This window comes from Marinomonas sp. AWM4_232, from assembly GCF_056158325.1.
The window spans coordinates 2,614,923-2,629,542 of the sequence record NZ_JBSWTA010000001.1 but is presented as its reverse complement, the minus strand read 5'-3'; the positions used below and the strand labels follow the sequence as shown (position 1 = coordinate 2,629,542).

The following is a 14,620-nucleotide window of genomic DNA, read 5'->3' as shown; positions in this document are numbered from 1 at the left end:
ATCAATAAGCTGCGAGTGAGCTTATTGTATCTGCTCAGCAAACTTCATTTTGATATCTAAAATCTTAGGCAGCTCTTGAATAAAGATCTCCACTAATTCGGGATCAAAATGTTTACCAGACTGTTCCTTCAGTAATTCAACAGCCTCTTCCACCGTCCATGCTTTTTTATAGGGACGCTCACTGGTTAAAGCGTCAAAAACATCCGCAATGGCGGCAATTCTACCTTCTAACGGGATATCATAGCCTTTAAGCCCATTTGGGTAACCACTACCGTCCCATTTTTCATGATGTGTAATCGCTATCGAACGTGCCAATGCAACCAATTGGGATCTTGGATTCGATAAAATATCTGCGCCAATTTGAGCATGAGCCTTCATCTGCTTAAACTCCCCTTCATCCAAACGACCAGGCTTCAGCAGAATATTATCGGGGATCGCAATTTTACCAAGGTCGTGCATTTGCGCAGCAAGTAGCAATTCATGCGCTGCCATTTCATCGATACCTACTGCAACAGCTAATACATATGAATAACGGCTCATGCGCTGTACATGCATGCCCGTTTCATTGTCCTTATACTCAGCCGCTCGTCCCAGGCGCTGAATCAAATCAATCTGAGTCTCTCTTAACGCATCGGCTTGAACCAGGGACAAATGCGTTTTCACACGGGCGCGAACAATGGCAGGGACAATCGGTTTAGTGATGTAGTCTACAGCTCCCAGCTGGAACCCCTTTTCCTCATCAATGGTGTCCTTTAAGGCCGTCACGAAAATTACCGGTATGCGGGCTGTGTTAGGATTCTGTTTTACTTTTTCACACACTTCAAAGCCAGTCATATCAGGCATCATGATATCCAACAGAATCAGGTCAATCTCTTCTTTCTGTAACAGCTCCAATGCTGCTTCCCCAGAGCGAGCAAATGATAGACGATATAAATCCTGTAGAACTTGCCGCAATACTTTTAAATTTGCAGGCTCATCATCGACTATCAATATTTTAGGCAGAGCTTTGTCTAAAAGGCTCATATTACGACTCCTTTATTGAAGTAACAAAGCGCGCGCTTGGTTAATAAATTGAATAGCCTCTTTAAACTCAAATTCGTCCAGAGCATGAGCTGCTTGGCGCACTAAAGACTCAATATCAGAACGGGCACCCAATAATATAGCTTGAGTTAATTCATCATTAATCTCACCAGACTCAGTAATGTGCAGCCACTCCGTTAGCATTTTTGTCTGCTCTTCAAGCGTTAGACTGCCATTTAAGACGGTCTCTTCCTTAATAGGCTCCAAGGTTAGCTCTAAGCTTTTTATATCATCAGCAAGTTCTTGCCACACCATTGCAATTTGCGTAACAGTCGAAGCTGCCTCACTTAAGTTATGCTCTGCGGCCGCTTTCTCAAGAACAGAAAAATGATGATAAAGTGGCAGCAGCGCAAGATTCCCAGTTAAGCCTTTTAGAGCATGCGCACGTTCTGTAAGCTTGCTCCAATTCTTCTGTCCTAAGTGCTCTTGCAGATTTTCAAGAAGGCCTTTCTTTTTATGATAAAACTTAATCAGCTCAGCCACATATAGGCCGTATTCACCCCAAAGTTCAATACCTTTTGCTAAATGGACAACATGATATGTTGGTGACCAAGCTATAGAGCTTGTTTGCATTACGGATGCTAACTCACTTGCATCAAGCGCTAAAGCTTTGGCAATTTCTTGGATCAATTGCGCCAAATCAACGGGTTTATTAGCGAAACCACTCATTCCAGCATTTCTAGCCTCAACACGGTCTTCTAATAACACACTTGCAGTTAGCGCAATAATGGGAGTTTTTTCTAACCCCATTGTCTCTTCGAATGTTCGTATCCTCTGTGCTGCCTCTAAACCGTCCATATTTGGCATTTGAATATCCATCAGAATAACTTGAGGGCGCACTGTTTTAAACAATTCAACAGCCTCTAAACCGTCCTTAGCCAAGTGAACAGAATGTCCATGTCTCGTCAGCATAATATTCAAGAGTGTTAAATTTTCTTCAATGTCATCCGCAACTAAGATATTTAAAGGCGGTAAGTCTAATAGCTGATTACTCTGAGTTAATAGACTTTCATCAGCCTCGGGCAACGGAATGTCAAAATAAAAGCAACTACCTTCGCCAAGCGTGCTTTCAAGATAGATTTTCCCTCCCATTAACTCTACCAGTTGCTTTGATATGGTTGTACCAAGCCCAGTTCCACCAAATCTTCTGCTCATTGAAGCATCAGCTTGTGTAAACGCCTCAAAAATCGTATCAACTCGCTCCTTCGGAATCCCCATTCCGGTGTCGTAGACAGAGAAACGAGTGAAACCTGAAAGCGTTGGTGACGGAAATACTTTCAAAACTACAGAACCTGACTCTGTAAATTTGACACCATTACCTACTAAGTTCAGTAATACCTGTCTAATTCTATCTTCTGCTCCCTGAACAACCTGAGGTAACTCTGGGCTGACCTCTAAATTCAAGGAAAGGTTTTTATTCTTTGCTTGGAGCCAAAGTGTTGATATGACTGTGTCTACACACGTTGAAAGCCTAAATGCTTTGATATCTAATTCAAGTTTATCTTTGTCTAACTTTGCACTGTCTAAAATATCATTCAGTAAATGTAATAATGACCGGGCAGACTGATTGATAGTCTGTAGGTGTTTACGAGTTTGAGTGGGCAATGATGAATCTAACAAGATACTGCTAAAGCCAATGATAGCGTTCATGGGCGTACGAATTTCATGACTCATGTTGGCAAGGAAAGATGCTTTGGATTCAGCAGCTTCTTCCGCTCGGATTTTAGCTTCAATTAATTCCTGTTCCATATCTTTTCGAGCTGTAATGTCCAACATAACGCCATCGATCCATTTAGCGTTTTTTGATTCGTCATAAACAATAGTACCGGTTTCTAAAACCCAAATAATATGACCATCTTTGTGAGACACTCGATACTCTATTTCATAACGATCTTGGCTTCCCACAGCCTCTTCGAAAAATGCTGAAATTCTGTCTTGATCTTCAGGATGGAGCCAAGAGCCAAAGCTCAGTGCTCCTTCTAAATACTCCTGAGCACGATGACCATTTAAGTCATAGATAGCTTCTGAAAGAAATAATGCCGTCCAATTGTCATCCAGCAAACAACGAAACGATACTCCAGGTATATTTCGAATCAAAGAACTCAAGCGTTCTTCACTCTTGGAAACTCGCTCTTCCATTTCTTTGCGATGAGAAATATCAGAAGCAAAACCAACGTAGAGTAGCTCTCCATCAGGTAAATGAATCTTACCTACCCCTAATTGTATCGGAAAAAGTCGTCCCTTTTTATCCCGCGCCATTAGCTCCGTATTTGAATTCACAACATTTTCATTTGCACCGGAAAAATAGTCTACAAGAAAGCCATCGTATTCAGACGTATTTTTATCTGGAAACAAAATATCTACTGGTCTTTGAGTAGCCTCGCATTCCGTCCACCCAAAAATGTTTTGCGCTGCCGTGTTAAACTCTTGTATTAACCCTTGGTTATTAATTGTAAACACGGCATCTGTCGCAGTATCCAAAATCGCTTGTGTACGAGCTTCGCTGGCTGTTTGCTCAGTCAATAGCTGACGATAGCGTAGCTGAGAACTAACATTCATGGCCAAAATAAAAATCAAAAACGAAAAAATAGATACTGCATAACCTAGCTCACTACTGTCAGGTTGCGACAACTCTACTAAGCTAGAAGCTGAATCCTTAATAAAATAAGCGGCCGCCATGCCAGTATAATGCATGCTAGAAATTGCTCCCCCCATGATTGAGGCAACGAGCAGCTTGGTGAGCACTGTGGGCATATTTGGAAAAGTGCGTTTTATAGCGCGACGAGCCAATAAAGCTACACAAGCTAAGACAACAGCAAGAATAACCGACAATATAAATAAGTACGGGTTGTACTTTAAGCTTAGATGCGTATCCATCGCTTCCATGCCTAAATAGTGCATGGCACCAATTCCAGCCCCCACGATAACGCCATTACGAATGGTCAACGTTAACGACAACGCATCTTTTTCTTGAACGTATATAAGCGACTTAAGAACGATTAAGCTGGCAACGAATGCCGGAATTAATGAAATAACCGTTAAAAACCAATCGTATCCCATATGATGTGGCATTTTGAACGCCAGCATGCCAACAAAATGCATACTCCAAATACCACCTGCTAAAATCAGAGCGCCAGTTGCCGTAGCAATATGCCGGTATCGAGCCAATACGATATGACGAGCTGTTTCTGCTAACCTCAGTGCAAAAAATGAGGCACTGGAAGCAAGTAGTATGGACAAAATCACCAGTGGAGAGTCATACTGCCCTTCAACAAGAAGTGCAGGGTCGACACTTGTGGTAAACATTTGGGTTAGCCAATTCATTAAGGCGAAGATCTCAAATCAATAGGTGCGTCCAGCTTATCTCATCGCACACTTTGTAACTGTAGCAGTCTCGAAACCCTGTGCGACAGTTTATACTGTCAAATTCCATAGTAGTTCCTTACAACAAAAATACACAATTTATTTAAGGAAGTATAACCATGACAATGGATTATTCCTCTCACGACTTTTTATTCTCTCACACAAAAGACATATTGGCGTTCTACGAACCGGTCGTGAAAGACCCTGCGGGTGGCTTCTTTCAGAATTTTCTCGACGATGGTCAAGTATTTGACCCTAACACCCGTCACTTGGTGTCGTCCACACGCTTTGTATTCAATTATTCTGAAGCCTACCGTCGTGGTTACGGAGATCATTATGCGGATTGGGCTCGAGATGGTTTAGCCTTTATAGAGCAAGAGCATTATCTAGCGAACTCAAATCACTATGCTTGGATGCTAGGCGATACCATCGACAAAACCGCTATGGCCTATGGTCATGCATTTGTGGTGTTGGCTTATGCGCATGCCCATATGGCTGGTATCGTCGATGCAAAAAATAAGCTTTCAGACCTGTATTCATGGCTAGATGACAACTTCTATCAACCTGATCACAACGCCTATGCAGACGAGCGCTCGGGGGAGCTTACGACTCTTGACCCATACCGCGGTCAAAATGCCAATATGCATATGTGCGAAGCTTTTATCGCGGCCTATAAAGCCATTGGCGATCAACGTTTCTTAGAACGCGCTAAACGCCTTGCGCAAAAGTTTGCTGGAGAATTATGTGACCTAGCCGGCGGCATGATTTGGGAACACTACCATCAAGATTGGCAACCGAACTGGCAATATAACATTGATAAGCCGGACGACTTGTTTAAGCCATGGGGGTTTCAACCAGGCCATCAAGTGGAGTGGACCAAACTGCTACTGCAATTACACCAATTGAGCCCTGAGTCATGGTATGTTGAACGCGCTAAAAGTCTGTTTGATCAAGCGGTTAAATACGGCTGGGACAAAGAGCACGGAGGTTTAGTCTATGGCTTCGCACCGAAAACCTACGAATTTGCCGATGCTCAGAAATACTTCTGGGTCCAAGCAGAGGCAATTGCAGCGGCTTACCGTTTATACAAAGTGACTGGTGAGCAAACCTATCTCGACTGGTACCAAACACTTTGGCAATACAGTTGGGACCATTTGATCGATCATACTCACGGTGCATGGTTCCGCATTGTGGCGCGTAATGGCGATAAAATCACCAAAGAGAAATCGCCAATGGGGAAAGTGGACTACCATACGCTCGGTGCTTGTTGGGATGTTATGGACAATATGTCAGATGTGTCTAACTGAATAGAAAAAAGCAGCCAGCGGAAGCTGGCTGTATCAAGCGGGATCACACTACTCTTACGGAAATTTATTACATATTTGGGTAATTAGGCCCCCCCGTTCCCTCGGGTGTTACCCAAGTAATATTCTGCGCTGGGTCTTTAATGTCACAGGTCTTACAATGCAGACAGTTTTGCGCATTGATTTGTAATGATGGACCTGCTTCTTTCTCTACGATCTCGTATACACCAGCAGGACAATAACGTTGTGCTGGCTCAGCAAACTGACTTAGGTTACTGCCTGTTGGGATGCTGTCGTCTGCAAGCGTTAAATGACAAGGCTGATCTTCTTCATGGTTGGTATTAGATAAAAATACAGATGAAAGACGATCAAAGCTTAGTTTGCCATCAGGTTTTGGATAATCGATCTTTTTAGCACTGGCGATATTTTGCAATTGCGCATGATCAAGAGACGTATCATGAAGCGTGATCGGCATATTACCGCCCAATAAATTCTGATCAACGAAGTTAAATGCTCCACCCCAGAAAGTACCGAACTTATGCATAGCTGGCGCAAAATTGCGCGTGCTGTATAGCTCTTGCTTTAGCCATGAATCGTCAAACAGAGCGTTAAATGTGTCGCCAATCGATAAACTAGTGTCTGCTAACACCTTATTAATCGCTTCTGCGGCAACCATGCCTGACTTCATGGCGGTATGTGTGCCTTTGATTTTGGCCACATTTAAGGTACCAGCATCACAACCTACCAACAAAGCCCCCGGCATAGTCATTGTCGGCAGGGCATTCCAACCACCTTTAGCAATCGCACGAGCACCATAAGACACTCGTTCGCCACCTTCTAGATACTGCTTAAGCACCGGATGATGTTTTAAACGTTGGAATTCTTCATAAGGGCTCATCCAAGGGTTGCTATAATTCAGATCAACAATCAACCCTACCACCACCTGATGATTGTCCGTGTGGTATAAGAAGAAACCACCACTGGCTTCTTCAAGAGGCCAGCCAGCACCATGCAGTACAAGTCCAGGTTGATGTTTAGCAGGATCAATTTGCCACAGCTCTTTGATGCCTAGGGCATAGTGCTGTGGGTCTGCCGCGGCATCAAGGTTAAATTTGCTGATTAACTGCTTGCCTAAGTGTCCTCGACAACCTTCCGAAAAGACCGTGTACTGGGCATGCAGCTCCATACCTTCCATATAGGTTGCGAGTTGCTCACCGGAAGCTGATACCCCCATATCACCTGTGGCAACGCCTTTCACGCGACCATCTTCATGATACAAAATCTCTGCTGCTGCAAAGCCTGGGAATATTTCCACGCCCAAACCTTCGGCCTGCTCTGCTAACCAACGACATAAGTTGCCAACACTAACAATGTAGTTGCCATCATTCTTCATTGTGTTGGGAACCAATGCATGGGGTAACTCTTTACTCAGTTCACCATCTTTTAATAGGTAAACTTCGTCTTTGGTCACAGGGGTGTTAAGAGGAGCACCCAACTCCTGCCAGTTGTCGAATAGCTCGTTCAAGGCACGAGGCTCTAGCACGGCACCGGATAATATGTGCGCACCGACCTCTGACCCTTTTTCAAGCACACATACATTTAGGTCAGCATTAAGTTGCTTCAAACGAATGGCGGTCGACAGACCAGAAGGACCTGCGCCCACGATGACAACATCAAACTCCATCGATTCACGCATAATTGCACTCCTCTTATTCTTTTTATTTAGCGCTTAAGTTTCTAATGACAAGTGACTTACAATTTTTCGGTTAGCTCAGGTAACACATCAAACAGGTCACCCACTAAACCGTAATCAGCCACTTGGAAAATCGGCGCTTCTTCATCTTTGTTGACAGCTACGATGACTTTCGAGTCTTTCATACCGGCCAAATGCTGGATTGCACCTGAAATACCGAAGGCCATGTAAAGGCTTGGTGCGACGATCTTACCAGTTTGTCCCACCTGCATATCGTTTGGTACAAAGCCAGAGTCCACTGCCGCACGGGAAGCCCCCACGGCCGCGCCCAACTTATCTGCCAAGGCTTCAAGCAGTGCAAAGTTCTCACCACTTCCCACACCTCGACCACCGGATACAATACGCTCTGCAGCGGTCAATTCAGGACGTTCAGATTGCGTTAGTTCGTCGTTTACCCAGCTTGATAGTCCGCTGTCAGCAGGCGCAGCCAATGTTTCCACTGCAGCCGAACCACCTGTCGCTGCGGCTTTATCAAATGCTGCCGCACGTACTGTGATGACTTTCACAGCATCGTTAGAAGTAACGGTGGCAATGGCATTACCAGCATAGATTGGGCGCTGAAATTGTGCGTCGCTTAATACCGCGGTGATGTCCGATAGCTGTCCAACATCTAACAAGGCTGCAACCCGTGGCATCGCATCTTTGCTAACAGAGTTAGATGGCGCCATGATATGCGAGTAATCGCCTGCCACAGATAGAATCAATTCACTCAAGTTCTCAGCTAAATCGTAAGCAAGGCTGTCACCTTCAGCGAGCAGCACTTTGCTCACACCCGAACACTGAGCTACTTCATCCGCAACCGCTTTAACATTCGCGCCAGCCACTAATACAGTAATGTCCGAACCAACCTGCTGCGCAGCCGTCAAAGCACTTAGCGTTGCAGGAGCCAATTCTGTACCGTTGTGTTCTGCAATAAGTAAAGTAGCCATTAAATCACCTTCGCTTCGTCTTTCAATTTCTGGATAAGCTCATCTACGGAACCCACTTTCACACCACCTTGGCGCGCAGCAGGTGCTTCCACCTTATCAAGCTGAATGTGTTGTTTTACTTCCACACCCAAATCCGCAAACGTTTTCGTCTCAAGCGGCTTGCGCTTTGCCTTCATAATGTCTGGCAACTTGGCAAAACGAGGTTCATTCAGACGTAAATCGGTCGTCACGATGGCTGGTAGCGCTAACTTAACCGTACGCAGTCCCCCATCAATTTCTCGAGTGACTGCCACATGTCCAGCGTCAACAGACACGTTTGAAGCAAACGTACCCTGTGGGCGTTTTGTCAGTGCTGCTAACATTTGACCGACTTGGTTGTTGTCTGAATCAATGGACTGCTTGCCTAAAATGACCAATTCAGCCCCTTCGTCTGCCATCAATTTGGCAAAAGTTTTAGCAACTGTTAGTGGCTCTGCTGTGTCTTCTGTTTCGACTAAAATAGCGCGATCCGCACCTAATGCCATGGCAGTACGCAACTGCTCTTGACTCGCACTGGAGCCCACACTAACCGCGATGACTTCGGTTGCGATACCCGCCTCTTTTAAACGGATGGCCTCTTCTACTGCGATTTCACAAAATGGATTGATCGCCATTTTGGTATTACTTAAATCCACGTCTGTGTTATCTGATTTGACGCGCACTTTCACGTTGTAATCAATGACGCGTTTGACACCGACTAATACTTTCATAATTGTCACCTAGATATACTTTTTCTTATAACAATAAACGCCAACTACCGTTTAAGAGTCGCTTCTATACTGGCATTCTTCAATAACATTAAACGCTAATTACACTGACAGAATGAGGCTCTTGATAAAGTTCAGCCACTTGATCAGCACGATGTTCCTGAACATTTCTTTGATTTAACGAGCCTTTATCTGTGACCTCATGTGCATCCAAACAAGGCGCTTCATGCTGCAAAAGAATTCGTGCGACTACAGTTGAGCTGCCCGTTCCCTGAGCAGCAAATGCTTTCAGCTTCTCTAGAAATATAGTTCGAACTTTCGGATGATGAACGACTTTTTCATCAGATAGGTGCGCGGATTCCTCACCAATCAGGGCGCGGCACTGGGCCAAGTCTGGAAACACTAAACCAGTTATGTCAGCGCGATTAGTTCCGCATAAAACAATGTCCTGAACCCATGGCGCAAAGGCACTGATAAACTTCGCACGAAGCGTTCCAGCACTGACCCAAGTGCCACTGTCTAATTTGAAGTCTTCTGATACGCGTCCATCGAATCTGAAACCACGATCAGGATTGCTCTCATCCAAATAAGCGAAGGCATCACCCAGACAATAAAAGCCTTCTTCATCAAACGATTTGGCGGTTAATTCAGGTTGGCGCCAATAGCCAGGCATCACGGTTACAGCTTTTACACGGGCTTCTAACTTGCCTTCATTGGGAACTAACTTCAGGGTCACGCCAGGCGCTGGCTTTCCAATCACGCCTGATGCGCTCTCTTCAATGGAAGCAAAGGTCACCGATGGCGCTGTCTCAGTCGCACCAAGCCCTGTCAGCATCGGGATTTTCTTGCCAGTGTACTGAATGGCTAACGCATCAATGTCATCCCAAATATGCTGCGCCATGCCCGCGGCGGCAAAAAACATAAACTGAAGTCGTGAAAAGAATTTACGAGCCAGCTCATCGTCTTGTTTAAGTTTCTTAACCAGCAGCTCAAAGCCTTTGGGCACGTTGAAATACACTGTCGGAGAAATCTCAGCGAGATTGTTCAATGTTTTATGAAAGTGTGCTTCGGTTGGCTTACCGTCATCAAGGTAGAAAGAGCCGCCATTGTACAATGCAATGCTGACATTATGATTGCCGCCAAAGGTATGATTCCAAGGTAACCAATCCACCATCACAGGCGGTTCTTCCGAAAGGAAAGCCATGGTGTCACGGATCATCACCGCATTCGCACAAAGCATCTTGTGGGTGTTCACGACGCCTTTTGGCATACCGGTTGTACCAGAAGTAAACAGTATTTTAGCAACGGTATCCCCTGTGACTTCAGCATTACATTGTTCAATCCCAGAGACGATTTCATGTTCCCAAAACGATGCAAAGGAAACAGTAGGATTTTCAATCTGCTCTGCATTCGTATCGCCATACATCACCGCCACAGGGATATCGGCGCCCGCCACGGCTTTAATCGCTTTTTCATACGGAGCCAGTTTATCCACTACTATCAGGCCAGGTGTCAGTAGCTCAACAACGTGCTTTAACTTGGCGTAGTCAGTGGCAACCAACGAGTAGGCCGGTGAAATCGGGGCATGAGGCACGCCAATGTAGTACCCCGCCATGGCTAACATCAAATGCTCTAAACTGTTACCCGATAAAAAGGCAATAGGACGCTCTGGGGAAACCGGCTGCTCTAATAGCCATGATGCGAGTTGGCGAACTTTAGTCAGCGCTTCAGCGTAGGTATAACGTTCCCATTCGCCACTATCGTCTCGTTGTGCAATGAACACTGTATTAGGCGTTTCCTCTGCCCAATGAACAAGACGATCGGTCAAACAACGAGCATATTCTGCAAGAGGTGTTTTACATTGAACAATCTGTTCTCCGTTATCCCGTTTCTCGATCGCAACAGAGTGACTCACCACCTTAATTGGATGGAATTCGCTGGTCATTTTATTCTCCTGAAACTTTTTATTTTTGTTCGTTCAAAGAAGGTTATGTCCCTATTTATTAGGAACTAAAATTCATAGTTTCCGACGCCATTTTGCTCCTCTAGAACAGTCGTCAAAGCCGCTTGAGCATGAGGCAGCTTGTAAGCGCTGTAAAACTCCGCCAGCGCTACGACATTGCTAAAGAAAACCTCATCCTGAGCTTTGCTTGCTTGTGCTTGCTGCGCTAATTTAGCCAATTGCCAAGCACAGCAGATTCCCCCTAAAGCATTTAATAATGGTACAGCTACGGCGTCTAATTGAGCTAAGTCGGCACTTGGATTGAGTACTTTGCTATCCAATACATGTGCAAATTGATTTAATGCTTGCCCTAAGCGCAGGTTAATAACACTATCGGGATTACTTTCAACAACGTCTCGCATATCAGCTATCAGATCACTGATACAGCGACCTTGGTCCATACGAATCTTGCGGTGTAATAAATCTTTCGCTTGGATACCTGTTGTACCTTCGTAGATGGTTGTGATGCGGGCATCGCGCATCACTTGTGCGATGCCCGTTTCTTCTATAAACCCCATCCCACCATAAACTTGAATGGCGTCGCCCGCTAATTCATTGACTTGCTCCGTAGCAAAACCTTTAAAGATAGGCGTTAGTAAGGCAATGCGATTTTCCGCTGCTTGTGCAGTTTCAGCATCCTTGGATTGCTCGGCTACATCAATCAAAGCAGCGATTTGATAACCCAATGAACGCAGGGCAAAGCTTTCCGAACGAAGATTAAGAAGCATGCGTTTCACATCAGGGTGCTCAATAAGCGCAACGCGTTGACCATTAGATCCCGCACCTTGCACACGTTCTTGCGAATATTGCAGAGCTTTCTGAAGCGCCAATTCACTTAGCCCAACACCTTGCATACCACAACTTAAGCGAGCTTCGTTCATCAACACGAACATCGCCATCAGACCTTGGTTTAGGTTGCCAATTAATTCACCGACACAATTATCGTTATCGCCGTAACTGATCGAACACGTTGGGCTACCGTGAAGGCCAGTTTTGTGCTCGATCCCCGTACAACGGATATCGTTAAATTCACCACAAGAACCGTCTTCATTAACTCGGTATTTAGGTACCGCAAATAAAGAAAGGCCTCGGCTCCCTGCAGGGGCATCAGGCGTACGAGCTAATACTAAATGGACGATGTTCTCGGCCATATCGTGCTCACCGTAGGTGATGTAGATTTTTTGACCTTTGATCTGGTAAGTGCCATCCGTTTGAGGGATCGCTTTGGTTGTCAGCGCGCCTAAATCAGAGCCAGCATTGGGTTCAGTCAGCGCCATCGCTACCGTCCATTCACCCGTGACAATTTGCGTTAAATAACGCGCTTTGAGTTCATCAGAGCCAAACTTCAGTAGGATCTCTGAGCCACCCTGCGCCAATGCCGCAAACATGACAAATGCTAGGTTGCTCGACAACCACATTTCGTTCACTGGCTGAGCAATGTACTTCGGCAAACCTTGACCACCGTATTCTTCGGGTAGTGCTAACCCGATCCAACCAGAATCACGGAATTGCGCATAGGCGTCTTTCCAGCCTGTTGGCGTGGTTACTTGACCATCAGAGAATGTACAGCCTTCAACGTCACCCACTATGTTGAGAGGAGCGAGTACGCCACTCGCAAACTTGTTTGCCTCATCAATGATGGCGTTTGCAAGATCCAGGTCGAAGTCTTGTAAGGATTCAAGGTTACCAAGTTGTTGAGTTTGATAGGCTTGTTCAACTAACCATTGCATGTCTTTGTATGGGGCTTGGTAGCTCATCATCGATCTCCTATTTTGCCGCCATACGGATTGCGCCATCCAGACGAATGACTTCACCGTTTAACATACAGTTCTCAATGATTTGCTGTGCCAACATGGCGAACTCATCTGGATCGCCCAAACGTGGCGGAAATGGCACCGCTGCACCTAATGACTGCTGCACTTCTTCTGGTAACACATCCATCATTGGTGTTTTGAAAATACCTGGAGCAATGGTCATCACACGAATACCAAAGCGTGCAAGTTCACGGGCGATCGGTAGCGTCATCGCCGTCACGCCGCCTTTTGATGCGGAATAAGCCGCCTGGCCAATTTGACCATCAAAGGCCGCAACTGATGCGGTGTTAATGATCACGCCACGCTCAGTAGTCGATTGCGGTTCGTTGTGCTGCATTTTGTCGGCAGCTAGGCGAATCATGTTAAACGTTCCAAGTAGGTTCACACGCAGTGCACGCTCAAAACCCGCTAGCGAATGAGGGCCTTCTCGACCGACAACACGCTCAGCGCCAGGAATACCCGCGCAGTTCACCAAACCATTGATTTCACCAAACGTGGCAACCGCTTGATCCAAAGACGCTTGCACCGATGCCTCATCAGAAATGTCAGTCACCGCGAACTGTACCCGCTCACCTAAGCTTTCAGCGACGCGCTTTAGACCTTCTTCGTTTAGGTCCGCTAATGAAACGCTTGCGCCTAAACCATGTAGACGACGTGCAACCGCTTCACCAATACCGGACGCGGAACCTGTAACAACAAAGTGACGACCTTGAACTTGCATGATTAAACTCCTGTACTGACTTATTTTTTCTTACGGTTTAGGAAGGACTCGATACGTGCTTTCACTTCATCACTGGTTTGCGTGATGCCGCAAATAAGCGATTCGGTGTACAAACCATCATCAGCGGCCATGTTGCTGATGTGTGCTAGACCTGTGGTCATTGCCCAGTTTGAGTACTTCGAGTTTTTCGCGATGCTCGCCGCAAGTTCCATGGCTTTATCCAACGATGCACCGTTTTCCACCACGTAATGACCTAAGCCAATGCGGTAACCTTCTTCCGCGTCCACATCACGCCCCGTCAACATCATCTCAGTCATACGGCTAGTGCCGATCACACGAGCCACGTTTACTGATGCGCCACCTCCAACGAAGATGCCATGACGGCCTTCTGGTAGGCGGTAAAAAGTCCCCTTTTCTGTGACACGAATGTGTGCACAGATCGCCAGCTCCAAACCACCGCCGATGACCGCACCTTGCATGGCCGCAATCACAGGGATGCCAGAGTTTTGAATATGACCAAACACGCGATGCCACATATTGGAGTGCTTAACGACTTCGAATGGTTCGCGAGCTTTATGTTCAGCAAGGTCTAGTCCAGCGCAGAACTCAGGGCCAGCGCCAGAGAAGACAATAACGTTGACGTCATCAGGAAGGTTAATAAACGCATGTTCAATTTCTAAACAAAGTGAATCATTGATCGCGTTCTTTTTTTCAGGTCGATTTAATCGGAGATGACCGATGCCATTCTCTACTGAGAATTCGATAAATTGATAAGTTGTCATTCGCTTACCTCTTGTTTTTATGCTTATGGCTGAGGCGCCTTATTTAGCGTGAATTAATTGTTAAATCCATAATAGTTGTATTACTAAACAAATGTCAAACACAACTATTTATATTTTTCTCAAAAA

The 14,620-nt window shown here is 45.6% G+C and carries 10 protein-coding genes; 1 reads left to right on the top strand and 9 read right to left on the bottom strand.

The window, feature by feature from the left end:
* Window positions 1-21: 21 nt before the first annotated feature.
* Both ACXAC1_RS12410 and ACXAC1_RS12405 read right to left on the bottom strand, forming a co-directional pair.
* Window positions 22-1,023 carry an HD domain-containing phosphohydrolase gene (locus tag ACXAC1_RS12410; protein WP_475061774.1) on the bottom strand — a complete coding sequence of 334 codons (1,002 nt, stop codon included), beginning with the start codon at window positions 1,021-1,023 and terminating at the stop codon, window positions 22-24.
* 12 nt (window positions 1,024-1,035) lie between these two features.
* On the bottom strand, window positions 1,036-4,386 hold the full coding sequence (locus ACXAC1_RS12405) for an MHYT domain-containing protein (RefSeq protein ID WP_475061772.1): 3,351 nt from the start codon (window positions 4,384-4,386) through the stop codon (window positions 1,036-1,038).
* Window positions 4,387-4,562: 176 nt separating this feature from the next.
* On the opposite strand from ACXAC1_RS12405, the gene ACXAC1_RS12400 reads away from it, so the two are divergent.
* Window positions 4,563-5,750 (top strand): AGE family epimerase/isomerase, encoded by a 1,188-nt coding sequence (locus tag ACXAC1_RS12400; protein WP_475061770.1) that lies wholly within the window; start codon window positions 4,563-4,565, stop codon window positions 5,748-5,750.
* 67 nt (window positions 5,751-5,817) lie between these two features.
* Here the strand turns inward: ACXAC1_RS12400 and ACXAC1_RS12395 are convergent, their stop codons facing one another.
* From ACXAC1_RS12395 to ACXAC1_RS12365, 7 genes are all read right to left on the bottom strand, one after another.
* Window positions 5,818-7,443, bottom strand: a complete 1,626-nt coding sequence (locus ACXAC1_RS12395; RefSeq protein ID WP_475061768.1) for an electron transfer flavoprotein-ubiquinone oxidoreductase — start codon at window positions 7,441-7,443, stop codon at window positions 5,818-5,820.
* Window positions 7,444-7,499: 56 nt separating this feature from the next.
* Window positions 7,500-8,429, bottom strand: a complete 930-nt coding sequence (locus ACXAC1_RS12390; protein WP_475061767.1) for an electron transfer flavoprotein subunit alpha/FixB family protein — start codon at window positions 8,427-8,429, stop codon at window positions 7,500-7,502.
* On the bottom strand, window positions 8,429-9,178 hold the full coding sequence (locus ACXAC1_RS12385) for an electron transfer flavoprotein subunit beta/FixA family protein (protein ID WP_475061765.1): 750 nt from the start codon (window positions 9,176-9,178) through the stop codon (window positions 8,429-8,431). Before ACXAC1_RS12385 ends, ACXAC1_RS12390 begins: the two co-directional genes overlap by 1 nt.
* Window positions 9,179-9,266: 88 nt before the next feature.
* Window positions 9,267-11,120, bottom strand: a complete 1,854-nt coding sequence (locus tag ACXAC1_RS12380; protein WP_475061763.1) for a feruloyl-CoA synthase — start codon at window positions 11,118-11,120, stop codon at window positions 9,267-9,269.
* Window positions 11,121-11,185: 65 nt separating this feature from the next.
* Window positions 11,186-12,937, bottom strand: coding sequence for an acyl-CoA dehydrogenase family protein (locus tag ACXAC1_RS12375; RefSeq protein WP_475061761.1), 1,752 nt, complete (start codon window positions 12,935-12,937; stop codon window positions 11,186-11,188).
* A gap of 7 nt (window positions 12,938-12,944) precedes the next feature.
* Window positions 12,945-13,712, bottom strand: coding sequence for a 3-hydroxyacyl-CoA dehydrogenase (locus tag ACXAC1_RS12370; RefSeq protein WP_475061760.1), 768 nt, complete (start codon window positions 13,710-13,712; stop codon window positions 12,945-12,947).
* Window positions 13,713-13,732: 20 nt separating this feature from the next.
* Window positions 13,733-14,494: a crotonase/enoyl-CoA hydratase family protein gene (locus ACXAC1_RS12365; protein WP_475061759.1), complete on the bottom strand. Its 762-nt coding sequence runs from the start codon at window positions 14,492-14,494 to the stop codon at window positions 13,733-13,735.
* Window positions 14,495-14,620 lie beyond the last annotated feature (126 nt).

Coding starts and splice junctions, on each gene's coding strand:
- ACXAC1_RS12410 (WP_475061774.1), bottom strand. CDS start 1,023: ATGAGCCTTTTAGACAAAGCTCTGCCTAAAATATTGATAGTCGATGAT.
- ACXAC1_RS12405 (WP_475061772.1), bottom strand. CDS start 4,386: ATGTTTACCACAAGTGTCGACCCTGCACTTCTTGTTGAAGGGCAGTAT.
- ACXAC1_RS12400 (WP_475061770.1), top strand. CDS start 4,563: ATGACAATGGATTATTCCTCTCACGACTTTTTATTCTCTCACACAAAA.
- ACXAC1_RS12395 (WP_475061768.1), bottom strand. CDS start 7,443: ATGCGTGAATCGATGGAGTTTGATGTTGTCATCGTGGGCGCAGGTCCT.
- ACXAC1_RS12390 (WP_475061767.1), bottom strand. CDS start 8,429: ATGGCTACTTTACTTATTGCAGAACACAACGGTACAGAATTGGCTCCT.
- ACXAC1_RS12385 (WP_475061765.1), bottom strand. CDS start 9,178: ATGAAAGTATTAGTCGGTGTCAAACGCGTCATTGATTACAACGTGAAA.
- ACXAC1_RS12380 (WP_475061763.1), bottom strand. CDS start 11,120: ATGACCAGCGAATTCCATCCAATTAAGGTGGTGAGTCACTCTGTTGCG.
- ACXAC1_RS12375 (WP_475061761.1), bottom strand. CDS start 12,937: ATGATGAGCTACCAAGCCCCATACAAAGACATGCAATGGTTAGTTGAA.
- ACXAC1_RS12370 (WP_475061760.1), bottom strand. CDS start 13,712: ATGCAAGTTCAAGGTCGTCACTTTGTTGTTACAGGTTCCGCGTCCGGT.
- ACXAC1_RS12365 (WP_475061759.1), bottom strand. CDS start 14,494: ATGACAACTTATCAATTTATCGAATTCTCAGTAGAGAATGGCATCGGT.